Source organism: Streptomyces sp. NPDC025806, assembly GCF_055558275.1.
Map to the genome: position 1 here is coordinate 227843 of NZ_JBVHMU010000007.1, position 23062 is coordinate 250904.

A 23062-nucleotide genomic window follows, 5' to 3' on the forward strand; every position below is an offset into this window, starting at 1 on the left:
GCCGGCCGACGAGGAGGGGCTCGCTACTCGACGCCGATGAGCAGCAGCGCCGACTGCCGGCCGCCCCGGTACACGACCGTGTCGACGGCCAGGTACGACTCGCGGACGTGCTGTTCGAGGCTCTCGGCGACCTCGTCGGGGACCTCGTCGCCGAGGACCAGGGTGACGAGTTCCCCGCCGGCCGCGAGCATCCGGTCCAGGACCGTACGGGCCGTGGCCGGGACCTCGCTGCCGATGACGGCCACGTCGCCCTCGATGAGGCCGAGGACGTCTCCGGCCTGGCAGATCCCGGCCATGGTCCACGACTGCCGCTCCGCGACGGTCAGTTCGCCGTAGCGGGTCGCGCCGGCGGCCGAGGTCATCGCGACGACGTCCTCGTCGAAGCGCCGGTCGGGCTCGTGCACGGCGAGCGCGGCGATGCCCTGGACCGCGGACCGGGTCGGGATCAGGGCGACCCGTACGCCCTCGGAGCGGGCCTGCTCCGCCGCCGCGGCCGCGGTGTGGCGCAGCTCCGCGTCGTTCGGCAACAGCACCACCTCGCGCGCGTGGGCGCGACGGATCGCGTCGACCAGCTCCCCGCTCGCGGGCGGTTCGCCGGGCCGGTCCGGGACGGTGGTCGCGCCGGCCTCCGCGTAGAGCCCGGCCAGCCCGTCGCCCGGTACGACGGCCACGACGGCCCGCTGGGCCCGCTCACGGGGCGGCACGGTGCCACCGCCCATGTGCGCGTCCCCGAGGCCGAAGTGGGTGATGCGGATGCGGTACGGACGGCCGGCCTCCACGCCCGCCTCCACGGCGGCGCCGGCGTCGTCGACATGGACGTGCACGTTCCACAGGCCGTCGCCGCCGACGACCACCAGGGAGTCGCCGAGGGCGTCGAGCCGGGTGCGCAGCCGCGCGACGGCGCCGTCCTCGGCCTCCAGGAGGTAGATCACCTCGAAGGCGGGTCCCGTGCCCCCGTGCTCGTCGGGGCACTCGAGGAGGCCGCCCGCTTCCCCAGGGGTTTCGCGCGCGTCCCTGGGCGCCTTCTTGTGCTGCGGTGCCGCCTCTCCGGAGACGGCCTGGCTGAGCGCCCCCAGGACGGTGACGAGTCCCCACCCTCCCGCGTCCACGACACCTGCGGTGCGCAGGACGGCGAGCTGCTCCGGTGTCGCGTCGAGAGCCGCGCACGCGCCTTCATAGGCGGCGCGGACGACGGCCCCGCAGTCGCCCTCCACGAGCGCGGCGGCGTCCGCGGCGGCCCGCGCCACGGTCAGCACCGTGCCCTCCACAGGATGGGCGACCGCGTCCCGCGCGGAGTCCGCGGCTCTACGGAGGGCGAGGCGCAGCGCCCCGGCATCGGCCCGGGCATCGTGATCCGCGTCACCCGTACCGTCGCCGGCCAGGACCTGGGCCATGCCGCGCAGCAACTGGGCGAGGATCGTCCCGGAGTTGCCGCGCGCACCGATCAGGGCGCCGTGCGCCATCGCGCGCATGACCTCGGTCAGCGTCGGGCCGGCCGGCTCCTGACCTGCTTCGAGCCCCGCGAAGACGGCCTCGACGGCTTGCTGCGCGGACTCGACGGTCAGGTAGAGATTGGTGCCGGTGTCCCCGTCCGCGACCGGATAGACGTTGATCGCGTCGATCTCCGCACGGTCGCGCCCGAGCGCCTCCAGGGCGAGTGAGCACCAGGCGCGCACCGCGACGACGTCGAGCACATGCGGCACCTGCGGCACCTGCGCCTCCTTGAACACTGGACTGGCATCGCAGCGTAGACCCCGCCGGAGTGCTCGTCAGGAAGTGGGCCGGGTCCACCCGGCCGGAGCAGCCTCCCGGCAGGTCATGGTAGTTTCGTTCTACCGAAGCAGCCGTTGTATGCTGCTCCGGTTGCCCGATATCCATCGGGCTCTCCCCTGGCACCGCCACTCAGATCCTCCGATCTCGATCCCGGCATGCCGGGATCAACCGTAAGTGCATCTGAAGTCTTTGGAGTGACCCGTGGCTGCCAACTGCGACGTCTGCGGCAAGGGGCCGGGCTTCGGCAACAACATTTCGCACTCGCACCGCCGTACGCCCCGTCGCTGGAACCCGAACATCCAGCGTGTGCGTGCAGTGGTCGGGCGGACGCCGAAGCGGCTCAACGTCTGCACCTCGTGCATCAAGGCCGGCAAGGTCTCGCGCTGACGTAACGCGTAGCGCGGCCACCTCGCTGGTTGCTTGAAAATGCCGGTCCCCTCGGGGGCCGGCTTTTTCTTGTCCGCACGCGGATGCGGCACCGGCCCACGGCAGGATCCTCCGTCTCGGGCACGACTGTCGGTGGCGGCTGCGAGACTCTGCGCATGCGGTTCGGCATCCTCGGCCCTCTCGACGTGCGGGCCCCCGACGGAAGCCCTCTGGACCCCGGAGGGCCGCGTCCCCGTGCCCTGCTGACCCTGCTGCTGCTCGACGCGGGCCGGACCGTCTCCCCGGAGCGCCTGATCGACGGGCTCTACGGCGAGGATCCTCCGGCGAACGCGGCGAACGCGCTGCAGTCCCAGGTCTCACGGCTGCGCAAGCGGCTGGACCTGAAGATCGAGACAGGGCCCGCCGGGTACCGGCTCGTGACCGACCGTGACGCGGTGGACGTCCACCGTTTCGAGCGCCTCGCGCGCGAGGGCGGCCAGGCCCTGGCATCCGGCGACCACGCGCGTGCGGCGGCGCTGCTCCGTGAGGGCCTCGCCCTGTGGCGCGGCCCGGCGCCGGACGAGCTGCCGCGCCTCACAGAGCTGCGGCTGACCGCCCTGCAGGACCGGATCGCCGCCGACCTCGCCATGGGCGCGGGCCCGGACCTGATCGCCGAGATCCGTGAGCTGCTGGCCCGGCATCCGCTGAGCGAGCGGCTGTACGCCCTGTTGATGCGCGCACTGCACGCGGCGGACCGTCCCGCGGAGGCGCTGGCCGCCTACGAAGAGGCGCGGGGCGTCCTCGCGGAGGAGCTCGGCGCCGACCCGTCGGCGGAGCTCGCGGCACTCCATCTGGAGCTGCTGCAAGGACGGGAGCCGCGGCGGCAGCGGGGTGTGCCCGCGCAGCTGACGCGATTCGTGGGGCGGGCCGAGGAGCTGACCCGGATCGACGAGCTGCTGGCGGGGGCCCGGCTGGTCACGCTGACGGGGCCCGGTGGCGCGGGCAAGACGCGGTTGGCCATGGAGGCGGCCCGGTCCCGCGCCGACGTCTGCTACGTGGAGCTGGCCCCGCTCGCCGACGGCGCGCAGATCCCGTACGCCGTGCTCACCGCCCTCGGCGTCCGCGAAGGGCTGCGGGGGCCGCAGGGCGCGGACGCGACCGAGCGGTTGATCGCCGTGCTGGAGGAGCGCGAGCCGCTGCTGGTGTTCGACAACTGCGAGCACGTCGTCGAGGGCGCGGCCCGCGTGGCGGGGCTGCTGCTCGGCGCCTGCCCGGGCGTGCGGATCCTGGCGACGAGCCGGGAGGCCCTCGGGATCACCGGCGAGGCGCTGTGTCCGGTGCCGCCACTGGGAGCGGGTCCCGCGGCTCAGCTGTTCCGGGACCGGGCGGCGGCCGTGCGCCCCGACTTCGACGCGTCCGCGGCGGCCCACGCGCGCGGGGCGGCGATCGACAGCATCTGTGCGGCGCTGGACGGACTCCCCCTCGCCATCGAGCTGGCCGCCGCCCGGCTGCGCACCCTGACGGTGGAGGAGCTGGCGGAGCGGCTCGACGACCGGTTCCGGGTCCTGTCACGCGGTGACCGCACCAAGGCGCCGCGGCACCGCACCCTGCGCGCGGTCGTCGAGTGGAGCTGGGAGCTGCTCGACGACGAGGAGCGCGATCTGGCGGCCCGGCTGACGGTGTTCAGCGGCGGCGGGCTCTCCGGCGGCGCGACGCTGGACGCGGTGGAGGCCGTCTGCGGCATCGCCTACCCGGAGGATCTGCTGGCCTCGCTCGCCGAGAAGTCGTTCCTGGACGCGTCCGACGGGCGCTACGGGATGCTGGAGACGATCCGTGCCTTCTGCTCCGAGCAGGTGCCGGACGAGACGCTCGCCACGTTGAAGGACGCCCACGCCGCGTACTACCTGCGTCTCGCGGAGCGAGCCGAGCCCTTGCTGCGCGGCGGGGAGCAACTGCCGTGGCTGAGCCGGCTCTCCGCCGAGCGGGCCGACCTGGACGCGGCGCTGCGCCACCTGGTGCGCAGCGCGCCGGACGACGGCCTGAGACTGATGGCGGCCCTGTCCTGGTTCTGGCGGCTGCACGGCCTGGCCGGACAGCGCGTCGCGCTCGCCCGCGACCTGCTGGACGCGGTGGGTCCGACGCCGCCGCCCGGACTCGAAGAGGAGTACGCGCTCTGCGGGCTCAACGCGGTGACGGGTGACGAGGACGACGAGCGGCTCGTACGGGCGGACCGGGTCCTGGCCACGATCGACCGGCAGTTGCGGCTGCCCTTCACCGTGGTTCTTTGGACACTGGCGGTCGGCCCCGAGCGCTCGCAGGACGAGCGGGTGCGCGCCCAGGTCGGCGACGACCCCTGGGGGCAGGCGCTGCTGGCCGTCGGACTCGGCTTCCAGGAGCAGTTCGCGGGGCGGCCGACGGCGTCCGAGGCCCTGTTCGCCCAGGCTCTGGAAGGGTTCCGGGCCTGTGGCGACCGCTGGGGCATGGCCAACTCCCTGGACCAGCTGGGTCTGTACGCGGACTGGCGCGGAGAGCGGGCACGCGCCCTGGAGCTGATCGACGAGGCGTTGACCTTCGCGCGCGAGCTGGCGGCACCGGAGGAGACGGCCGATCTGCTGTGCCGACGGGGCACGGTTCTGCTGCGCAGCGGGCGGCACGCGGAAGCCGCGGTGGACTTCGCGCGCGCGGCCGAGCTGGCGCGGGGCATCGGCGCGCACGACAAGGTGGCCGGTGCCCACTGGGGCCTGGGCGACGCCGCCCGCCTCGCCGGGGACACGGCAGGGGCCCGCGCTCACTACGAGTCCGCTCTCGAGACGAGCGCCCGGTCCTGGTACAGCGTCGGCCAGACCGTGCACATCTTCCTCGGCCTGGGCCGGACGGCGCTGGCCGAGGGCCGCGCGGACGAGGCCGACGACTGGTTCCGCCAGGCCCGGTCCCTGTCGACCGGGGGTCAGACCCAGCAGCTCGAACTGGCGGAGGTGGCCGAGGCGCTGGCGGCCCGGGCGGCGGAGCCGGAGCAGGCCGCGACGCTTCTCGGCGCCGCGTCGGCCCTGCGCGGGCAGCTGATCGTGGACGACCCCGACGTCACACCGGTCGAGCGGCGGATCCGGCGGCTGCTCGCCCCCGACACGTTCAAGAAGGCCTTCGAGCTCGGCAGCGCGCTGCGCGAGGCGGCCGTTCGGGAGGCGTGAGGCGCGCAGGTCATGCGTCTTCGAGGGGCGGGAGCAGCGGCGCGGTCAGGGGTCGGTAAGGCGCGGTCAGCCGACGGTCAGCGAACGGTAAGCGCCGAACCGCAAGCTCGGTGACATGACGAAGCAGACGCACACGAACACGAACACGAAGACCCAGACGACCACGACCACGAACGCAACCACGGACATCAACTCCGAATCCGACAACGGCACCGACACCGGCACCCAGGCCTCCTCCCCTCTCCCCGCCCCGCTGTCGCACCTCGACGTCCTGGTCTCCGGCGCCAGCATCGCCGGCCCCGCGATCGCCTTCTGGCTCTCCCGCCAGGGCGCCCGGGTCACCGTCGTGGAGAAGGCGCCGGCCCTGCGCGAGGGCGGCTTCGCCGTCGACTTCCGCGGTCACGTCCACCGCACCGTCCTCACCCGGATGGGCATCTGGGACGAGCTGCACCGCATCCAGACCGACATGGGCCGCCAGATCATCGTCGACGCGGACGGCAGCGAGCGGGTCGACCTGCCCGCGCACCTGATGAGCGGCGACGTCGAGGTCTTCCGCGGCGACCTCTCCAAGCTCCTGTACGAGCGCACGAAGGACTCGGTGGAGTACGTCTTCGGCGACTCGATCGCCTCGATCACCGAGACCCCGGCCGGGGTGGACGTCACCTTCGACCACGGCGCTCCCCGCACGGTCGACCTGGTGATCGGCGCGGACGGCCTGCACTCGAACACCCGGCGGCTGGTGTTCGGCGACGAGTCCCGCTACCTGCGCTTCCTCGGGTACTACGTCGCGGGGTTCGACATGCCCAACCACCTGGGCCTGGACCGCACGGCCCGGCTGTACACGGAGCCGGGACGCACGGCGATGATCAGCAACTACGACGGGGATCGGGAGCGGGCGGGCGCGGCTGTCGTGTTCAGCTCCGAGGAGCTCACGTACGACCGCAAGGACACCGCGGAGCAGAAGGAGATCGTCGCGGAGAAGCTGCGCGGGCTCGCGTGGCCGCACGTGGAGCAGATGCGCGAGGCGCTCGACCAGGCCGACGACCTGTACTTCGACGCCATCGCCCAGATCCACATCGACCGGCTGTCCAAGGGGCGGGTGATCCTGCTCGGTGACGCCGGGCACGGCGCGACCATGGGTGGCATAGGCACCGGCACGGCGCTGGTGTCGGCCTACGTCCTGGCGGGTGAGCTGGTCGCGGCGCGCGGCGACCACCGCACGGCCTTCGCGGCCTTCGAGGCGGAGATCACGCAGTACGCGAAGGGCTGCCAGAAGACGTCCGGGAACGCGGGGCCGTTCCTGGCACCGCCCACCGAGAAGAAGATACGCAGCCGCGACCGGGCGTACCGGATGCTCAGTTCGCGTCTGCTGGCCGGTGTCTTCAAGCGCATCACGGAGAAGGCGGCGAGCAATCTGACGCTGAAGGACTACGCCCTGTCGACGGAGACGGCGGCAGCGCCTCAGGCGTCCGCGCCGCGCCCGACCGGCGTCGACAACCGCCACCCGTGATCCACGGGACCGATCCCGCCGCCCAGGGGGAAGCCGGCGGCGATCGCCCCGGTCACGTACTCCTTGGCGGCCCGCACCGCCTCGGGCACCGACTGCCCCTTGGCCAGCTGCGCGGCGATGGCGGAGGCGAGGGTGCAGCCCGTGCCGTGGGTGTGCCGGTTGTCGAGGCGCGGGGCCCGCAGCCAGTGCTCCCGCACCCCGTCCGTCAGCAGATCGACCGCCTCGTCGGATCCCCCGGCGAGGCCCGTACCCGCAGAGGAGGCCTCATGACCCAGGTGTCCCCCCTTGATGACCACCCAGCGCGGCCCGTAGGCGAGCACGGCGTCGGCGGCGCGGCGCATGTCGTCCTCCGACTCGACGTGGATCCCGGTGAGTTGGGCCACCTCGTCGAGGTTCGGGGTCGCCACCGTGGCGGTCGGCAGGAGCTGGGTGCGGACGGCGTCCAGGGCCGTCGCGGCGAGCAGCGCGTCCCCGTGCTTGGACACGCCGACGGGGTCGACGACCACGGGCGCGTCCGTGCCGGCGAGCAAGTCGGCGACGCATTCGACGAGTTCGGGCGAGGCGAGCATGCCGGTCTTGACGGCCTGGACGCCGATGTCGTCGACGACGCTGCGGTACTGGGCACGCACCGCGTCCACGGGGAGCTCCCAGGCTCCCTGGACGCCGAGCGAGTTCTGGGCGGTGACGGCGGTGATCACGCTCATGCCGTGGGTGCCGAGGGCGAGCATCGTCTTGAGGTCGGCCTGGATGCCGGCGCCGCCGCCGGAGTCGGACCCGGCGACGGTCAGGACCCGTACGGGGCGGGAGTGCGCCGGGGCCGCTCCGGGTGCGGTCACGACTCGATCTCCCCGCCGAAGCCACCGAGGCCGCCGAGCCCGCCGGAGCCGCCCGGACCGCCGGAGCCATGCGCGCCGCCGGGGCCGCTGCCCTGGCCGCCGCCCGTGGTGGGGTCGTCGCCGAAGTGGTCCCAGCCGCCCTTGCTGGTCCAGGGGGCGCCGTCGACGGTCACCTGGGGCAGCGCGGAGGGGTTGAGGACCTCGCCGATGACCTTCCAGCGGGCGGGGAGCTTCACGTCGGGCGGGAAGGTGGCCACGATGGCGTGGTCCTCGCCGCCGGTGAGCACCCACTGGAGGGGGTCGACGCCGACGGCCAGGCCGATGTCGTTCATCTGCGAGGGGACGTCGACCTTGCCGGACTTGATGTCGATGCGGACCTTGCTGGCCTCCGCGATGTGGCCGAGGTCGGCGATGAGGCCGTCGCTGACGTCGCACATGGCGGTGGCGCCGAGGCCGGCCGCGGCGGGGCCCGCGTGGTACGGGGGCTCGGGGCGGCGGTGGGCCTCCACGAAGGCGCGCGGGGAGCGGAAGCCGCGGGACAGCACGGCGTACCCGGCGGCGGACCAGCCGAGCCAGCCGGTCACGGCCACGACGTCGCCGGGCTGTGCGCCGGCGCGGGTCACGGGCTCGTGGTTGCGCAGGTCGCCGAGGGCGGTGATGGCGACGGTGATGGTGTCGCCGCGGACGACGTCGCCGCCGACCACGGCGGCGCCGGCGACCTGGCACTCGTCGCGGAGGCCGTCCATCAGTTCCGAGGGCCAGGAGGCGGGCAGTTCGGCGGGGACGACGAGGCCGAGCAGCAGCGCGGTGGGCACGGCGCCCATGGCGGCGATGTCGGCCAGGTTCTGGGCGGCGGCCTTGCGGCCGACGTCGTACGCGGTGGACCAGTCGCGCCGGAAGTGCCGGTTCTCCAGCAGGATGTCCGTGCTGGCGACGACGCGGCGGTCCGGTGCCGCGACCACGGCGGCGTCGTCGCCCGGCCCGACGCGGACGGCCGGGGTGGTGGTGAGCCGCGAGGTCAGTTCTCGGATGAGCCCGAACTCCCCCAGCTCGCCGACGGTGCCCTTCATGCGCGTACTGCCCCTTCCGCCCGGGTCCGCCGGCGGTCGACGGGGCCCTGTGCCCCGGACCGCGCGAGGTCGCGGGCCGTCCTTGTCATGGGTACGGTTTCTGTCACGGGCTTGCCCGCTGTTTCCGTCACGAGCCCGCCTTCTCGATCCCTGTGTGCTTGCCGCGCGTACACGGTGGGTACGCCACAGACGCCCCGGGTCTCCCCGCGAGGAGCGGCGACGCGATACCGTGGCGTCCCTTCTCCCCACATGATCCTCGTGGTCGCCCTGGAGGTTCCGTGGTACAGGCGTACATCCTGATTCAGACCGAAGTAGGCAAGGCGTCGACTGTCGCCGAGCTGATCGGGAAGATTCCAGGAGTCATTCAGGCCGAGGATGTCACCGGCCCCTATGACGTCATCGTGCGGGCTCAGGCCGACACGGTCGACGATCTGGGGCGCATGGTGGTCGCCAAGGTCCAGCAGGTGGAAGGCATCACCCGCACTCTGACCTGCCCGGTCGTCCACCTGTAGCCCCCGTCTACCCTGTGCCGGTGAACTCTTTCCGTCACCGGCGCCGTCTTCTCGTCGGGCTCCCCGCCCTGTCACTGCTGTTCGTCGCCGTTTCGGGCTGTGCTTCAACGGATGACACGCCCGAGGTGCCGGTTCCCAAGCCGGACGCGAAGGTCACCGGGCTGTGCCGGAATCTGCACGAACTGCTGCCGCAGAAGATCGACGGACTCGAGCGCAACGACCCCGAGCCGCGCTCCGACCTGACCGCGGCCTGGGGAAGCCCGGCGATCATACTGCGCTGCGGCGTGGGGTGGCCTGACGCGGTCCTGAAGAAGGACAGCATGCCCGCGACGGTCGACGGGGTCGAGTGGATCGTCGAGGAGCTGAAGGACGGCTCGCAGCGGATGACGACGGGCTCGCGCCTGGCGTACGTCGAGGTGACGATCCCCAAGGACCAGGTGGCGCAGGGGGGCGCGGGCCCGCTGGTGGACCTGGCGGCACCCATCAAGAAGGCCATCCCCAAGGGCATCGCGGACTGACCGGCCGGACCTGACCCGGCCGGAGGAGATGCCGCACGAAGTGCGCATCTCCAGGGGCGCGGGGAACTGCGCGACCAGCCCCCACCGGCCCGCGGACGAACCAGCGGGCGAAAGCCGAGCACGCGGGCCGACGACAGCCACCGACCCGCACACCCGGCACACGCCGCGCACCGGCACCGGCACCGGCACCGGCACCGGCCGGAGGCCTACCGCAGGCCGGTCGAGCGGCGCAGGGCCGCTTCGAGGAGGCGGTCGACGAGCTCCGGGTAGCTGACGCCGGACTCCTGCCACATCCGGGGGTACATGGAGATGGGCGTGAAGCCGGGCAGGGTGTTGATCTCGTTGATGACGAACTCGCCGTCCTCCGTGAGGAAGAAGTCCGCCCGGACGATCCCCTCGCAGGACACGGCGTCGAACGCGGCCACGGCCAGCCGCTGGACCTCGGCGGTCTCCGCGTCGGTCAGCGGCGCGGGCACGATGCCGGCCGCCGAGTCGATGTACTTCGCCTCGAAGTCGTAGAAGTCGTGCGACTGGACCGGCGGGATCTCGGCGGGGACCGAGGCGCGCGGGCCGTCCTCGAACTCGAGGACGCCGCACTCGATCTCGCGGCCGACGAGCCCCGCCTCGACGATGACCTTGGGGTCGTGGGCGCGAGCGGTCTCGATGGCCTCGTCGAGCCCGTCGAAGGAGTCGATCTTGGTGATGCCGATCGAGGAGCCGGCGCGGGCCGGCTTGATGAACAGCGGCCAGCCCTGCTCGCCCACGAAGTCGGCGATACGGCGGCGGGCGCCCTCCTGGTCGTTCTCCCACTCGCGGGGGCGGATCACCAGATAGGGGCCGACCTTGAGGCCGAAGGAGGTGAAGATGCGCTTCATGTACTCCTTGTCCTGGCCGACGGCCGAGGAGAGCACACCACAGCCGACGTACGGGGTACCGGACAGGTCCAGGAGACCCTGGATCGTGCCGTCCTCGCCGTAGGGGCCGTGCAGCACGGGGAAGACCACGTCGACGTCGCCGAGGACCTTGGGCACGGAGCCCGGCTCGGTGTAGACGACCTCACGGGAGGCCGGGTCGACGGGGAGGACCACGCCGCCCTCGGGCGACTCGGCCAGGTCGGCGACGTCCGGCACCTTGCGGTCGGCGATGGCCATCCGCTCCGGGTCGTCCGAGGTGAGCGCCCAGCGGCCCTCGCGCGTGATGCCGATGGGCAGCACGTCGTACTTGGACCGGTCGATGGCGCGCAGCACGGCGCCCGCCGTGACGACGGAGACACCGTGCTCGGAGCTGCGGCCGCCGAAGACGACGGCCACGCGCGGCTTCTGCCCGCTCGACGAAGCGCCCGACAGGGCGGATGCAGGGCTCTGGGGGAGGTTCTCGCTGCTCATATCGCGTTGAGCGTACCTGCTGGTAGTTCGAGAGTCAGCGCCCGCAACGGCCGTCGCTCAGCGTCGTTCGGGCTTGGCGGAGCGCGACATGAGCTCCTTCAGAGCGACGACCGGCGGCTTCCCCTCGTGGACGATGCCGACGACGGTCTCCGTGATGGGCATGTCGACGCCGTGGCGGCGCGCCAGGTCGAGGACGGACTCGCAGGACTTGACGCCCTCGGCGGTCTGCTTGGTGACCGCGATGGTCTCCTCCAGGGTCATGCCCTTGCCGAGGTTGGTGCCGAAGGTGTGGTTGCGCGAGAGCGGCGAGGAGCAGGTGGCGACGAGGTCGCCGAGTCCCGCGAGCCCGGAGAAGGTCAGCGGGTCGGCGCCCAGCGCGACGCCGAGGCGGGCGGTCTCGGCGAGGCCGCGGGTGATCAGCGAGCCCTTCGTGTTGTCCCCGAGGCCCATGCCGTCGGCGATGCCGACGGCGAGCCCGATGACGTTCTTCACCGCTCCGCCGAGCTCGCAGCCGACCACGTCCGTCTCGGTGTAGGGCCGGAAGTACGGGGTGTGACAGGCGACTTGGAGACGCTGTGCGACCGCTTCGTCACGGCAGGCGACGACCGCGGCGGCCGGCTGGCGGGCGGCGATCTCGCGGGCGAGGTTGGGGCCGGTGACGATCGCGATGCGGTCCTCGCCGACCTTGGTGACGTCCTCGATGACCTCGCTCATCCGCATGGCGGAGCCGAGCTCGACGCCCTTCATCAGCGAGACGAGGACGGTGTCGGGGGCGAGGAGGGGCGCCCAGGCGGCGAGGTTGCCGCGCAGGGTCTGCGAGGGCACGGCGAGGACGGTGAAGTCGGCGCCGGCCGCGGCCTCGGCCGCGTCGGTGGTCGCGCGCAGGTTCTCGGGGAGCTCGACGCCGGGCAGGTAATCCGGGTTGGTCCGCGTGGAGTTGACGGCCTCGGCGAGCTCGGCGCGGCGGCCCCAGAGGGTGACGTCGCACCCGGCGTCGGCGAGCACCATGCCGAAGGCCGTGCCCCAGGAGCCGGTGCCGAAGACGGCGGCCTTCACGGGTCGGGTCACTTCTCGCTCTCCTTGACGGCGTGGCCGGACGCGGAGGCCGAACCCGCGCTGTCCGCCTGGGACTTGCGGCGCTGCTCGATGCGCGCCTCGCGCGGGTCGTAGCGCTTCTCCGGGGCCGGCTCGCCGCGCAGCTCCGCGACGAGGGCGGTGATCGCGACCATGATGGTCTCGGTGGCCTCTTTCAGGAGCTCGGGCGTGATCTCCCGGTCGTAGTACGCGGAGAGATCGACGGGCTCACCGGCCAGCACGTGGTGCGTCTTGCGCGGGAAGAAATGCGGCTTCTTCGCGTACGGGGCGAGGGCCTCGGTGGCACCCCACTGGCCGACGGGCACGACGGGGCATTTCGTCTGCAGGGCCACGCGGGCGACGCCGGTCTTGCCGATCATCGGCCACAGTTCGGGATCCCGGGTGAGCGTGCCCTCGGGATAGAAGGCGACGCACTCACCGCGCTCCACGGCGTCGATCGCGGCGCGGAAGGCGCTCAGCGCGTTCGTCGTCTCGCGGTAGACGGGAATCTGTCCGGTGCCGCGCATCGCGGCGCCCACGAACCCCTTCTTGAAGAGGCCGTGCTTCGCGAGGAATCGCGGGACTCGTCCGGTGTTGTACTGGAAATGGGCGTACAGGAACGGGTCCAGATGGGAATTGTGGTTGACCGCGGTGATAAATCCGCCGTCCGCCGGAATGTGCTCCATTCCGCGCCAGTCCCGCTTGAACAGAACGACCAGTGGTGGTTTGCAGAGGACCGCGGCGAAGCGGTACCAGAAGCCGATTCTGCGGCGGGACACTCGGACACCTTCCTCTAGGACCTGGCAGGCGGTACCTGTCCGGGCCGCACAAGTGTCGCCCCAGGCCACCGGTCTGTCGAGAACACCGTACGCCCACCCGTCTCGCGCCACCGCCCTTGTGCGGACCTGTGCGCACCAGCGCTTTTCATCCACCACACGACGTGCACAGGTCACAATGGGCGGGTGCAGTGGACCCTGGTGATACCGCTGAAACCCCTGATGCGGGCGAAGAGCAGGCTGGCACCGGCGGCGGGGGACGCCCTGCGGCCCGGTCTCGCGCTCGCGTTCGCGCAGGACACGGTCGCCGCGGCGACGGCCTGCGCGGGGGTCGGGGATGTGGTGGTCGTCACGGACGACGAGCGGGCCGGGGCCGCGCTCGCGACGCTCGGCGCCCGCATCCTGCCCGACTCCCCCGGCGCCGGGCTCAACGCCGCGCTCGCGCACGGGGCCGCCGCCGTGCGCTCCGGGCGCCCCGCCGCACCGGTCGCGGCGCTCAACGCGGATCTGCCCGCGCTGCGCCCCGCCGAATTGGCGGAGGTGCTCGCCGCGGCCGGTGCATTTCCGCGGGCTTTTCTGCCGGATGCCGCCGGAATCGGTACGACGTTCCTGGCCGCGGGCCCGGGACGGGAATTGCGGCCCGCATTCGGCGGCGCCTCGCGCGCCCGGCACACGGCCTCGGGGGCGGTGGAGCTCTCGCCGGCCGGGGTGGGTTCCGTGCGCCAGGACGTCGACACGGGCGAGGACCTGAGGGCCGCGCTGGCGCTCGGGGTGGGCCCGCACACGGCCCGGGCCACCGCGGGACTCCTGCTCGTGGACTGATCGCACACTGAGTACGCTGCCGGTATGCAGGCCACCGCGTACACGTACGACTCCGCGTCCCGTTCCGGCAGCGTCCTTCTGGACGACGGCACTCCGGTGCCCTTCGACGCCGCCGCGTTCGACGCGGGCGGCCTGCGGCTGCTGCGTCCCGGACAGCGGGTGCGCATCGAGACGGAGGGCGAGGCCGAGGCCCGCCGTATCGTGCTGGTGACTCTGCAGACCTTCTGAACCGCAGACCTTCTGTACTGCAGACGCTCTGAACCGCAGACCTTCTGAACTGCGCAAACGCCGCGGGCCGGACTCCCCTGACGGAGTCCGGCCCGGCGTGTGAGCAGCCCTGGGTGGCGTCGGCCCTTACTTCTTGCGGGCGGTGGCCTTCTTGGCGGTCGTCTTGCGCGCCGTCGACTTCTTGGCGGGCGCCTTCTTGGCCGTGGCCTTCTTGGCGGGCGCCGTCTTCTTGGCGGTGGCGGCCTTCTTGGCCGGAGCCGCCTTCTTGGCGGTCGTCTTCTTCGCGGCGGCCGTGGTCTTCTTGGCGGTCGCCGTGGCCTTCTTGGCGGTCGTCTTCTTGGCCGTCGCCTTCTTGGCGGTGGCGGCCTTCTTCGCGGTGGCCGTCGTCTTCTTCGCCGGCGTCGCCTTCTTGGCCGCCGCCTTCTTCGCGGCCGCGGTGGTCTTCTTGGCCGCGGCCTTCTTGACCGTCGCCGAAGCGCCGCCGGTCAGGCTGCCCTTGGGCGCCTTCTTGACCGCGACATCGTTCTTCGGGAGCTTCTTCGAACCCGCGACGAGGTCCTTGAAGCCCTGGCCCGCGCGGAACCGGGGCACGGACGTCTTCTTGACCCGGACGCGCTCACCCGTCTGCGGGTTACGGGCGTACCGAGCGGGGCGGTCGACCTTCTCGAACGAGCCGAAACCGGTGACCGAGACGCGGTCGCCGGCGACCACGGCACGGACGATGGCGTCGAGTACGGCGTCCACGGCGTCAGCGGCCTGCTGACGGCCGCCCACCTTGTCGGCAATCGCTTCTACGAGCTGCGCCTTGTTCACGTCTTCCCCTTCGGAGACATTGCCGGAACGAATCTCTTTCGGCCCGGCTTTTCGCACGTTAGGCAGATATATACCGCAAATCAAACGCGAAACGGGCTAATCACCCTTGTGCCGCAACGGACTCGACTGCCTCAGAGTTCTTCTTCGGTGGACGAACCCTCTTCGAAGTCGTCGAGGTCCGCCATGAATCGCTCCAGCCGCCTTGCCGCTCCGGCGAGATCGTGTTTGGCCGCGGCCGTAATGACCAGCAGCTTCCGGGTCAGCGCCATCCGTACGCCCTCCGGGACTTGCAGTGCGCGCACTCGGGAGTGCGCTTCCTTGAGCTGGTTCGCGACCGCCGTGTACAGCTGGAGTTGGCCGTCGTGTCCCATGCACAGATTGTGCCATCTGGGGCGAGTTGTCGCCTCCGCAGGGGGTAACTCCCGCGCCACAAGGGGCTTCTGGGTCCACCGGTCGGCCCATCGCCGGATACGGCGCCCGAACCCCTGTTTTCGCCGAACAACCTTGCGGTTCAGGGGAGTTGACCACGCCCGAAGGGCCTCGCGCGGGCCCGTGGAGGGCTCCCGGGGCCGGACATGGAAGTACCCCCAACCGATGCTCGATTGGGGGTACGGGGCCCTTCGGATGTGGCCTGAATATGCCTTGCCCGGCAGCGGATCAGTCCGCCGCCGGGCGCCAGGGAGGTCAGCCCTGGATGGTCTGCGGCTTGAAGGAGGGGCGCTTCGCCTCGTAGGCAGCGATGTCCGGCTCGTTCTGCAGCGTGATGCTGATGTCGTCCAGACCGTTCAGCAGGCGCCAGCGGGAGTTCTCGTCGAGCTCGAAGGGGGCGGTGACGCCCTCGGCGCGCACCTCGCACGCCTCGAGGTCGACCGTGATCTCGGCCTGGGGGTCGCTCTCGACCAGCTCCCAGAGCCGGTCGACGACCTTCTGGTCCAGGATCACGGTCAGCAGGCCGTTCTTCAGCGAGTTCCCGCGGAAGATGTCGGCGAAGCGGGAGGAGATGACGGTCTTGAAGCCGTAGTTCTGCAGCGCCCAGACGGCGTGCTCACGGGAGGAGCCGGTGCCGAAGTCGGGGCCGGCGACCAGGACGGTGGCGCCCTCGCGCTCCGCCTTGTTCAGCACGAACTCGGGGTCCTTGCGCCAGGCCTCGAACAGTCCGTCCTCGAATCCGTCCCGCGTGACCTTCTTGAGCCAGTGAGCAGGGATGATCTGGTCGGTGTCGACGTTGCTGCGGCGCAGCGGGACGGCCCGGCCGGTGTGCGTGGTGAATGCTTCCATGACTGATCAGACTCCAGCGGCGACGGGGGCGTCGGACAGGTCGGCGGGCGAGGCCAGGTGGCCCAGCACGGCGGTGGCGGCGGCGACCTGGGGCGAGACCAGGTGCGTACGGCCGCCCTTGCCCTGCCGGCCCTCGAAGTTGCGGTTGGACGTGGACGCGGAGCGCTCGCCGGGAGCGAGTTGGTCCGGGTTCATGCCCAGGCACATGGAGCAACCCGCGTGCCGCCATTCGGCGCCGGCGTCCTTGAAGACCTTGTCCAGGCCCTCGGAGACAGCCTGCAGACCGACCCGGGCGGAGCCCGGAACGACCAGCATCCGTACGCCGTCGGCGACTTTGCGGCCCTTGACGATGTCGGCCACGGCACGCAGGTCCTCGATGCGGCCGTTGGTGCAGGAACCTACGAAGACGGTGTCCACCTTGACGTCGCGCAGCGCCTGCCCGGCCTCCAACCCCATGTACTCCAGGGCCTTTTCGGCGGCGAGGCGCTCCGAAGCGTCTTCGTACGAAGCCGGGTCGGGGACGTTCGCGGAAAGCGGCGCGCCCTGGCCCGGGTTGGTGCCCCAGGTGACGAACGGGGACAGCTCGTCCGCCTTGATGACGACCTCGGCGTCGAAGACCGCGTCGTCGTCCGACTTCAGCGTCTTCCAGTACGCGACCGCGGCGTCCCAGTCCTCGCCCTTGGGGGCGTGCTCGCGGCCCTCCAGGTAGGCGAAGGTGGTCTCGTCCGGGGCGATCATGCCCGCGCGGGCGCCGGCCTCGATCGACATGTTGCAGATGGTCATGCGGGCTTCCATCGACAGTTTCTCGATGGCGGAGCCGCGGTACTCCAGGACGTAGCCCTGGCCGCCGCCGGTGCCGATCTTCGCGATGATCGCCAGGATCAGGTCCTTGGCGGTGACGCCGTCGGGCAGCTCGCCGTCGACCGTGATGGCCATGGTCTTGGGGCGGGCCATCGGCAGCGTCTGGGTGGCCAGCACGTGCTCGACCTGCGAGGTGCCGATGCCGAAGGCCAGACCGCCGAACGCGCCGTGCGTGGAGGTGTGGGAGTCGCCGCAGACGACCGTCATGCCGGGCTGGGTCAGGCCCAGCTGCGGGCCGACGACGTGCACGACGCCCTGCTCGACGTCGCCCAGGGAGTGCAGGCGCACGCCGAACTCGGCGGCGTTCTTGCGCAGCGTCTCCAGCTGGACCCGGGAGACCGGGTCGGCGATCGGCTTGTCGATGTCGAGGGTCGGGGTGTTGTGATCCTCGGTCGCGATGGTGAGGTCGAGCCGCCGGACCTGGCGGCCGCTCTTGCGGAGGCCGTCGAAGGCCTGCGGGCTGGTCACCTCGTGCAGCAGGTGCAGATCGATGAAGAGGAGGTCGGGCTCGCCCTCGGCGCGCCGGACGACGTGGTCGTCCCAGACCTTCTCCGCGAGTGTCCTACCCATCGCTTTCCCTCCGGCCGGCTCGGTGTGCCGGCACCACTAGAGATTCGGATCGCCTTCGCCCGTACCCCTCGTACCGGACGCCGACGGCCGGGCCCCGTTCTGTCCCGCGGGGCCGGTGTGAGATCCAGAGTGGCAAGTTCCACGGAAAATTGAACTTGCGTTTCACAGAGTGAGACGGGAGTATCGACGCATGGACAACAGTAGCGGCGTCGGCGTTCTGGACAAGGCAGCCCTTGTCCTCAGCGCCCTGGAGTCCGGACCCGCGACCCTTGCTGGGCTCGTCGCGGCCACCGGACTGGCAAGACCGACGGCCCACCGCCTGGCGGTGGCCCTGGAGCACCACCGCATGGTGGCGCGCGACATGCAGGGTCGTTTCATTCTCGGCCCGCGCCTCGCGGAGCTCGCGGCGGCGGCCGGCGAGGACCGCCTGCTCGCGACCGCGGGCCCCGTCCTGACGCACCTGCGGGACGTCACGGGCGAGAGCGCACAGCTCTACCGCCGCCAGGGCGACATGCGCATCTGCGTCGCCGCGGCGGAGCGGCTGTCCGGCCTGCGGGACACGGTCCCGGTCGGGTCGACGCTCACCATGAAGGCGGGCTCCTCCGCGCAGATCCTGATGGCCTGGGAGGAGCCGGAGCGCCTGCACCGGGGCCTGCAGGGCGCCCGGTTCACGGCGACGGCCCTGTCGGGCGTCAGGCGCCGCGGCTGGGCCCAGTCGATCGGCGAGCGGGAGCCCGGCGTCGCGTCCGTCTCCGCGCCCGTACGCGGCCCTTCCAACCGTGTCGTGGCCGCCGTCTCGGTCTCCGGCCCCATCGAGCGCCTGACCCGCCACCCGGGCCGGATGCACGCCCAGGCCGTGATCGACGCCGCGGGCCGCCTCTCCGAGGCCCTGCGCCGCACCGGCTGACGCGGCCGCTCCGGCTGATCCACCACCTGTTCCGTCTCTCCGCCCGTTCCCCGGCCGGTCGCTTCAACGCCGCAGCGACCGGCCGGAGTTGTACGGGCACTCCAGATCGCCACAGCACGAAGAGAGGCCCTTCCCGACGTATCGGGAAGGGCCTCTGATCGTTCGCGTACCCCCGACCGGATTCGAACCGGCGCTACCGCCTTGAGAGGGCGGCGTGCTAGGCCGCTACACAACGGGGGCCTTGCGGATGCGAGATCCGCGGTTGCAGATAAGCTCTGCGAGCTGGCCTACCAGGACTCGAACCTAGAATGACGGTACCAGAAACCGTAGTGTTGCCAATTACACCATAGGCCATGGCGGTTTAGACCTGTCAGGCCTAGACCAGTACCCCCGACCGGATTCGAACCGGCGCTACCGCCTTGAGAGGGCGGCGTGCTAGGCCGCTACACAACGGGGGCCCTAGCGATCCTGACATCAAGGTCGGCGGGAGCTACCCATACCGTCCTCACGAGAAGGATCTGTACCCCCGACCGGATTCGAACCGGCGCTACTGCCTTGAGAGGGCAGCGTGCTAGGCCGCTACACAACGGGGGCTTTGTGGATCTGGAATCCACGGTTGCAGATGAGCTCTGCGAGCTGGCCTACCAGGACTCGAACCTAGACTAACGGAACCAGAAACCGTCGTGCTGCCAATTACACCATAGGCCACCAAACCACAATCCCCGGGGGGATCTTGCTTGGCTTGCGCTTCCGGGTTTCGGCCTTTCGGCCCGTTCCCCTCGGCGCAGGAAGAACATTACCCGAAGGTGTCCGGCGCTCCAAAACGGGTATCGCCCGCCAGCAGCGCGGGGAGCTGATCGAGGCCTGTGATGCGGGTGAGTTCGGGCCGGCCGCCCTGCTCCGAGCGGTCCAGCCAGATGCCCGTCAGGCCCGCCTCCACGGCGCCCCGCGCGTCCGTGTCCGGCTGGTCACCGACGTACGCGACCTCGTGCGGGGCGAGGGCCAGCTCGGCGCAGACGGCGTGGAAGGCGGCTGCCTCGGGCTTGGAGACGCCCAGTTCGGCGGCGCAGACGACGGCCTCGAAGCGGTCGCGCACCCCGAGGACGCGCAGCTTCCGCTCCTGGTTGTGCAGGGAGGAGTTGGAGAGCACCGCGTGCCGGTAGCCGCCGGCGAGTGCGTCCAGGGCGGGCACGGTGTCGGGGAACAGGGTCCAGGCGGCCTCGTAGTGGGCGATGTAGCGCCGGAACCAGGCGTCGGCCGCCTCGTCGTCCAGCGAGGGGTCCACGAAGGCGCGTACGCGGTCCCTGCGCTGGCCCTCCCAGTCCGTGACGCCCGCCTCGAAGCGGGCCCAGTGCGCGCGGGTCAGCTCCCGCCAGCGCTCCAGCGCCCGCTCCACGCCGCCGAAGGCGCCGAGCCGGCCCTCCGCCGTGAGGTGGGCGCGCATGCCGGCGGTGTCGGCGCTCGCGTAGTCGAAGATCGTGTCGTCGATGTCCCAGACCACGGCTCTGATCGGCATGGGTCGACCGTACGTCGCCGGGGCGCTCGCCGGGTCCGGAAACGGGCGAAGGCCGGAACCCTCGGGGGTTCCGGCCTTCGCGCGAGGTGCGTCACATGACGGAGGTCACGCGGTGAGCTTCGCCAGGGCGGCGTCGATGCGGGCCAGCGACTTCTCCTTGCCCAGGATCTCCAGGGACTCGAAGAGGGGCAGGCCGATCGTGCGGCCGGTGACGGCGACGCGGACCGGGGCCTGGGCCTTGCCGAGCTTGAGGCCGTGCGCCTCGCCGGCGGCCAGGACGGCCTCCTTGAGGGACTCCGGGGAGGTCCAGTCGGCGGCCTCAAGCTTCTCGCGGGCCGTCTTCAGCAGGGCGTCGGAGCCCTCCTTCATGGCCTTCGTCCAGCTCGGCTCGTCGAAGACGGGCTCGGGCAGAAAGAGGAAGTCCACGTTGTCCGTGATCTCGGACAGGACCTTGAGGCGGGTCTGCGCGTGCGGCGCGACGGCCTGCCACTTCGCCTCGTCGAAGTCCTCCGGCGCCCACGGGGCGACGGGGGCCTTCAGCCACGGCTCGCAGCGGGACGCGAACTCCTTGGGGTCGAGCAGGCGGATGTGGTCGCCGTTGATCGACTCGCACTTCTTGAGGTCGAAGCGCGCCGGGTTCGGCTGGACGTCCTTGACGTCGAAGGCGGCCACCATCTCCTCGATCGAGAAGATGTCGCGGTCGGCCGAGAGCGACCAGCCGAGCAGCGACAGGTAGTTGAGCAGGCCCTCGGGCAGGAAGCCGCGCTCGCGGTACAGGTTGAGCGAGGACTGCGGGTCACGCTTGGAGAGCTTCTTGTTGCCCTCGCCCATGACGTACGGGAGGTGGCCGAACTCGGGGGTCTCCTTGGCGATGCCCAGGTCCTTGAGCGCGTCGTAGAGCGCGATCTGGCGCGGGGTGGAGGACAGCAGGTCCTCGCCGCGCAGGACGTGGGTGATCTCCATGAGGGCGTCGTCGACCGGGTTGACGAGCGTGTAGAGCGGGGCGCCGTTGGCCCGGACGATGCCGTAGTCCGGCACGTTCTCGGGCTCGTAGGTGATGTCGCCGCGAACCAGGTCGGTGAACGTGATCGTGCGGTCGGGCATCCGGAAGCGGATGATCGGCTTGCGGCCCTCCGCCTCGTACGCGGCCTTCTGCTCGGCGGTCAGCTCGCGGCAGTGGCCGTCGTAGCCGGACGGCTTGCCGGCGGCGCGGGCGGCGTCGCGGCGCTCGTCGAGCTCCTCGGTGGAGCAGTAGCAGGGGTACGCCTTGCCGGCGGCGACCAGCTTGTCGGCGACGTCCCGGTAGATGTCCATGCGCTGCGACTGCCGGTACGGCGCGTGCGGGCCGCCGACCTCGGGGCCCTCGTCCCAGTCGAAGCCGAGCCAGCGCATCGCGTCGAGGAGCTGGTTGTACGACTCCTCGCTGTCGCGGGCCGCGTCGGTGTCCTCGATGCGGAAGACGAGAGTGCCCTGGTTGTGGCGCGCGAAGGCCCAGTTGAACAGGGCGGTGCGGACCAGGCCCACGTGGGGGTTACCGGTGGGCGAGGGGCAGAAACGGACGCGTACAGGTGCGCTAGCCACGCTTGACAACCTTGTTGGTGAGAGTGCCGATGCCTTCGATGGTGACGGCGACTTCGTCGCCGACGTTGAGGGGGCCGACCCCTTCCGGGGTGCCCGTGAGGATGACGTCGCCCGGGAGCAGGGTCATCGCCTCGGAGATGTTCGCGATCAGGTCCGCGATGGGCGTGATCATGTCCGACGTGCGGCCGAGCTGGCGCTGCGCGCCGTTGACCGTGCACTGGATGGTGAGGTCGGAGGCGGCCTTGAGGTCCAGGTCCGTCTCGATCCAGGGGCCGAGCGGGCAGGACGTGTCGAAGCCCTTGGCGCGGGCCCACTGCTTCTCGCGCTTCTGCACGTCGCGGGCGGTCACGTCGTTGGCCGCGGTGTAGCCGAGGATCACGTCGTTCGCGCGCTCGCGCGGGACCTCGCGGCACATGCGGCCGATGACGACGGCGAGCTCGGCCTCGTGGTGCAGTTCCTCGGAGAAGGAGGGGTACTGGATGGCGTCGCCGGGGCCGATGACGGACGTCGAGGGCTTGAAGAAGGCGAAGGGGGCGTCCGGGACCTCGTTGCCCAGCTCCTTCGCGTGCTCCGCGTAGTTGCGGCCGAAGGCGATGACCTTGTTCGGGAGCACGGGGGGCAGCAGGCGGACCTTGCTGACCGGGACCTTGGTGCCGCTCAGCTCGAAGTCGGCGAACGGGATGCCCTTGATGATGTCGAGCACCAGTTCGTCGGGCTTGTCGCCCTCGACCGCGCCGAAGGCGACGTTTCCGTCGATGGAGAATCTGGCGATCCGCACGGGTGGCTGCGCCCCTTTGTCACGTTCTGCGATGGGCCCGGGATTGGGTCGACCGGGCTCCAGGCTATCGCTTCGGGGGTTGACAGGCCGGGCGGCCTCAGGCGGCCGGGACGACCTCGGGGGCGACCATGAGGATCGTGCGCTTCGGGTTGGCCGTGTTCGTGGGGAGGTCGACCGAGTGTTCCGGAAGGGCGGGGGCGGTCTGGAGGTCGCCGGCGTCCTCGAGGTGCGCCAGCGTGGTGCGGCGCGGGTTGGCGATCTTGTGGAACATCGTCGTCGTCTTCATGAGAGTGCTCAGGAACCTTCGGTCGTCGGATGGGCCATCCCTGCAAAGCGTTCAGGCTAAACATCTGATTCCCGTCGAAAGCCGGGAAGTTGTGATCGTCCCTGTGTGAGTTTGCTCACGAGAGGGTGCCCAAATGGGGTTTTTCGGACGGCCAATCAGCCCCGAAGAAGCGGACATTCCGTATCTGAAGCCGCCATTCCGCTCCCGATCATGGCGACTGGGACACCCCCTGCCCGTACGTACAACGTCCCTGATCGTCCGGTTTTCCCCTAGATCATCTTCCACACCTCGTAACCCTGCCTTCACTTGGTGTCACGGAAGGTGTGCCAGATCCCGTTGCCCTTGTTGGAGATCCTGCACTGTGCTGGAATTCCCGGGACCGCCGCGGGTATCGAACCGGCGCACGGGGGCGCG

The 23062-nt window shown here is 71.1% G+C and carries 22 protein-coding genes and 5 tRNA genes; 8 read left to right on the forward strand and 19 right to left on the reverse strand.

Features of this window, described 5'->3' with window-relative positions; all coding sequences use genetic code 11:
• Positions 1 to 23: 23 nt before the first annotated feature.
• Positions 24 to 1712 carry a DAK2 domain-containing protein gene (locus ACZ4E1_RS18650; protein ID WP_467540408.1) on the reverse strand — a complete coding sequence of 563 codons (1689 nt, stop codon included), beginning with the start codon at positions 1710 to 1712 and terminating at the stop codon, positions 24 to 26.
• A gap of 262 nt (positions 1713 to 1974) precedes the next feature.
• Here ACZ4E1_RS18650 and rpmB point away from each other — a divergent pair, with 262 nt between their 5' ends.
• The 3 genes from rpmB to ACZ4E1_RS18665 all read left to right on the forward strand — a co-directional run bounded on the left by rpmB (position 1975) and on the right by ACZ4E1_RS18665 (position 6837).
• On the forward strand, positions 1975 to 2160 hold the full coding sequence (gene rpmB, locus ACZ4E1_RS18655; RefSeq protein ID WP_015036441.1) for a 50S ribosomal protein L28: 186 nt from the start codon (positions 1975 to 1977) through the stop codon (positions 2158 to 2160).
• 155 nt (positions 2161 to 2315) lie between these two features.
• Positions 2316 to 5327 (forward strand): AfsR/SARP family transcriptional regulator, encoded by a 3012-nt coding sequence (locus ACZ4E1_RS18660; RefSeq protein WP_467540411.1) that lies wholly within the window; start codon positions 2316 to 2318, stop codon positions 5325 to 5327.
• A gap of 115 nt (positions 5328 to 5442) precedes the next feature.
• A complete protein-coding gene (locus ACZ4E1_RS18665) occupies positions 5443 to 6837 on the forward strand; it encodes an FAD-dependent monooxygenase (protein WP_467540413.1) in 1395 nt (464 codons plus the stop codon).
• Here ACZ4E1_RS18665 and thiD read toward each other — a convergent pair.
• Together thiD and ACZ4E1_RS18675 are read right to left on the reverse strand one after the other, a co-directional pair.
• Entirely contained in the window at positions 6789 to 7673 is an 885-nt protein-coding gene (gene thiD / locus ACZ4E1_RS18670) for a bifunctional hydroxymethylpyrimidine kinase/phosphomethylpyrimidine kinase (RefSeq protein ID WP_467540415.1), read from the reverse strand. The two genes, ACZ4E1_RS18665 and thiD, sit on opposite strands and share 49 nt — an antisense overlap.
• Positions 7670 to 8743 (reverse strand): thiamine-phosphate kinase, encoded by a 1074-nt coding sequence (locus ACZ4E1_RS18675; protein ID WP_467540417.1) that lies wholly within the window; start codon positions 8741 to 8743, stop codon positions 7670 to 7672. Before ACZ4E1_RS18675 ends, thiD begins: the two co-directional genes overlap by 4 nt.
• A 278-nt stretch (positions 8744 to 9021) precedes the next feature.
• Between ACZ4E1_RS18675 and ACZ4E1_RS18680 the strand changes: the two genes are divergently transcribed.
• A complete protein-coding gene (locus ACZ4E1_RS18680) occupies positions 9022 to 9255 on the forward strand; it encodes an Lrp/AsnC family transcriptional regulator (RefSeq protein WP_188336642.1) in 234 nt (77 codons plus the stop codon).
• A gap of 20 nt (positions 9256 to 9275) precedes the next feature.
• Positions 9276 to 9773 carry a DUF3515 domain-containing protein gene (locus ACZ4E1_RS18685; protein ID WP_467540419.1) on the forward strand — a complete coding sequence of 166 codons (498 nt, stop codon included), beginning with the start codon at positions 9276 to 9278 and terminating at the stop codon, positions 9771 to 9773.
• 206 nt (positions 9774 to 9979) lie between these two features.
• On the opposite strand, the gene ACZ4E1_RS18690 is transcribed toward ACZ4E1_RS18685, so the two are convergent.
• The 3 genes from ACZ4E1_RS18690 to ACZ4E1_RS18700 are packed head-to-tail and all read right to left on the reverse strand — an operon-like array spanning position 9980 to position 13011.
• Complete coding sequence (locus ACZ4E1_RS18690; RefSeq protein WP_467540421.1) at positions 9980 to 11158, reverse strand: D-alanine--D-alanine ligase family protein; 1179 nt, start codon at positions 11156 to 11158, stop codon at positions 9980 to 9982.
• Positions 11159 to 11215: 57 nt separating this feature from the next.
• A complete protein-coding gene (locus ACZ4E1_RS18695) occupies positions 11216 to 12226 on the reverse strand; it encodes an NAD(P)H-dependent glycerol-3-phosphate dehydrogenase (RefSeq protein ID WP_467540423.1) in 1011 nt (336 codons plus the stop codon).
• Positions 12223 to 13011 (reverse strand): lysophospholipid acyltransferase family protein, encoded by a 789-nt coding sequence (locus tag ACZ4E1_RS18700; protein ID WP_467540425.1) that lies wholly within the window; start codon positions 13009 to 13011, stop codon positions 12223 to 12225. Before ACZ4E1_RS18700 ends, ACZ4E1_RS18695 begins: the two co-directional genes overlap by 4 nt.
• A 183-nt stretch (positions 13012 to 13194) precedes the next feature.
• On the opposite strand from ACZ4E1_RS18700, the gene cofC reads away from it, so the two are divergent.
• Both cofC and ACZ4E1_RS18710 read left to right on the forward strand, forming a co-directional pair.
• Positions 13195 to 13830 (forward strand): 2-phospho-L-lactate guanylyltransferase, encoded by a 636-nt coding sequence (gene cofC / locus ACZ4E1_RS18705; protein ID WP_467540427.1) that lies wholly within the window; start codon positions 13195 to 13197, stop codon positions 13828 to 13830.
• 24 nt (positions 13831 to 13854) lie between these two features.
• Positions 13855 to 14058, forward strand: a complete 204-nt coding sequence (locus ACZ4E1_RS18710; protein ID WP_467540429.1) for a hypothetical protein — start codon at positions 13855 to 13857, stop codon at positions 14056 to 14058.
• Between the two features lie 126 nt (positions 14059 to 14184).
• Here the strand turns inward: ACZ4E1_RS18710 and ACZ4E1_RS18715 are convergent, their stop codons facing one another.
• The 4 genes from ACZ4E1_RS18715 to leuC all read right to left on the reverse strand — a co-directional run bounded on the left by ACZ4E1_RS18715 (position 14185) and on the right by leuC (position 17580).
• Positions 14185 to 14871 (reverse strand): HU family DNA-binding protein, encoded by a 687-nt coding sequence (locus ACZ4E1_RS18715; RefSeq protein WP_467540431.1) that lies wholly within the window; start codon positions 14869 to 14871, stop codon positions 14185 to 14187.
• Positions 14872 to 15002: 131 nt separating this feature from the next.
• Positions 15003 to 15242 carry an SCO5555 family protein gene (locus tag ACZ4E1_RS18720; protein ID WP_467540433.1) on the reverse strand — a complete coding sequence of 80 codons (240 nt, stop codon included), beginning with the start codon at positions 15240 to 15242 and terminating at the stop codon, positions 15003 to 15005.
• Positions 15243 to 15555: 313 nt separating this feature from the next.
• Complete coding sequence (gene leuD / locus ACZ4E1_RS18725; protein ID WP_467540435.1) at positions 15556 to 16149, reverse strand: 3-isopropylmalate dehydratase small subunit; 594 nt, start codon at positions 16147 to 16149, stop codon at positions 15556 to 15558.
• Positions 16150 to 16155: 6 nt separating this feature from the next.
• Positions 16156 to 17580 carry a 3-isopropylmalate dehydratase large subunit gene (gene leuC, locus ACZ4E1_RS18730; RefSeq protein ID WP_467540437.1) on the reverse strand — a complete coding sequence of 475 codons (1425 nt, stop codon included), beginning with the start codon at positions 17578 to 17580 and terminating at the stop codon, positions 16156 to 16158.
• Positions 17581 to 17770: 190 nt separating this feature from the next.
• On the opposite strand from leuC, the gene ndgR reads away from it, so the two are divergent.
• Entirely contained in the window at positions 17771 to 18487 is a 717-nt protein-coding gene (gene ndgR, locus ACZ4E1_RS18735) for an IclR family transcriptional regulator NdgR (RefSeq protein ID WP_010984119.1), read from the forward strand.
• Positions 18488 to 18654: 167 nt separating this feature from the next.
• Here ndgR and ACZ4E1_RS18740 read toward each other — a convergent pair.
• The 9 genes from ACZ4E1_RS18740 to ACZ4E1_RS18780 all read right to left on the reverse strand — a co-directional run bounded on the left by ACZ4E1_RS18740 (position 18655) and on the right by ACZ4E1_RS18780 (position 22648).
• Positions 18655 to 18727 (reverse strand) — tRNA-Glu (locus tag ACZ4E1_RS18740).
• A gap of 42 nt (positions 18728 to 18769) precedes the next feature.
• Positions 18770 to 18841, reverse strand: a tRNA-Gln gene (locus ACZ4E1_RS18745).
• A 31-nt stretch (positions 18842 to 18872) separates the two neighbouring features.
• Positions 18873 to 18945: transfer RNA gene (locus ACZ4E1_RS18750), tRNA-Glu, on the reverse strand.
• Positions 18946 to 19008: 63 nt separating this feature from the next.
• Positions 19009 to 19081: transfer RNA gene (locus tag ACZ4E1_RS18755), tRNA-Glu, on the reverse strand.
• Positions 19082 to 19123: 42 nt separating this feature from the next.
• Positions 19124 to 19195, reverse strand: a tRNA-Gln gene (locus ACZ4E1_RS18760).
• A gap of 88 nt (positions 19196 to 19283) precedes the next feature.
• Positions 19284 to 20003 (reverse strand): HAD family hydrolase, encoded by a 720-nt coding sequence (locus tag ACZ4E1_RS18765; protein ID WP_467540439.1) that lies wholly within the window; start codon positions 20001 to 20003, stop codon positions 19284 to 19286.
• A gap of 105 nt (positions 20004 to 20108) precedes the next feature.
• Positions 20109 to 21584, reverse strand: a complete 1476-nt coding sequence (gene gltX / locus ACZ4E1_RS18770) for a glutamate--tRNA ligase (protein WP_467540441.1) — start codon at positions 21582 to 21584, stop codon at positions 20109 to 20111.
• Entirely contained in the window at positions 21577 to 22362 is a 786-nt protein-coding gene (locus ACZ4E1_RS18775; RefSeq protein ID WP_399129447.1) for a fumarylacetoacetate hydrolase family protein, read from the reverse strand. Before ACZ4E1_RS18775 ends, gltX begins: the two co-directional genes overlap by 8 nt.
• A gap of 97 nt (positions 22363 to 22459) precedes the next feature.
• Positions 22460 to 22648 (reverse strand): hypothetical protein, encoded by a 189-nt coding sequence (locus tag ACZ4E1_RS18780; RefSeq protein WP_399129446.1) that lies wholly within the window; start codon positions 22646 to 22648, stop codon positions 22460 to 22462.
• Between the last annotated feature and the right edge of the window lie 414 nt (positions 22649 to 23062).

Coding starts and splice junctions, on each gene's coding strand:
- ACZ4E1_RS18660 (WP_467540411.1), top strand. CDS start 2,316: ATGCGGTTCGGCATCCTCGGCCCTCTCGACGTGCGGGCCCCCGACGGA.
- ACZ4E1_RS18665 (WP_467540413.1), top strand. CDS start 5,443: ATGACGAAGCAGACGCACACGAACACGAACACGAAGACCCAGACGACC.
- ACZ4E1_RS18675 (WP_467540417.1), bottom strand. CDS start 8,743: ATGAAGGGCACCGTCGGCGAGCTGGGGGAGTTCGGGCTCATCCGAGAA.
- ACZ4E1_RS18690 (WP_467540421.1), bottom strand. CDS start 11,158: ATGAGCAGCGAGAACCTCCCCCAGAGCCCTGCATCCGCCCTGTCGGGC.
- ACZ4E1_RS18710 (WP_467540429.1), top strand. CDS start 13,855: ATGCAGGCCACCGCGTACACGTACGACTCCGCGTCCCGTTCCGGCAGC.
- ACZ4E1_RS18720 (WP_467540433.1), bottom strand. CDS start 15,242: ATGGGACACGACGGCCAACTCCAGCTGTACACGGCGGTCGCGAACCAG.
- leuD (WP_467540435.1), bottom strand. CDS start 16,149: ATGGAAGCATTCACCACGCACACCGGCCGGGCCGTCCCGCTGCGCCGC.
- leuC (WP_467540437.1), bottom strand. CDS start 17,580: ATGGGTAGGACACTCGCGGAGAAGGTCTGGGACGACCACGTCGTCCGG.
- ndgR (WP_010984119.1), top strand. CDS start 17,771: ATGGACAACAGTAGCGGCGTCGGCGTTCTGGACAAGGCAGCCCTTGTC.
- ACZ4E1_RS18765 (WP_467540439.1), bottom strand. CDS start 20,003: ATGCCGATCAGAGCCGTGGTCTGGGACATCGACGACACGATCTTCGAC.
- ACZ4E1_RS18780 (WP_399129446.1), bottom strand. CDS start 22,648: ATGAAGACGACGACGATGTTCCACAAGATCGCCAACCCGCGCCGCACC.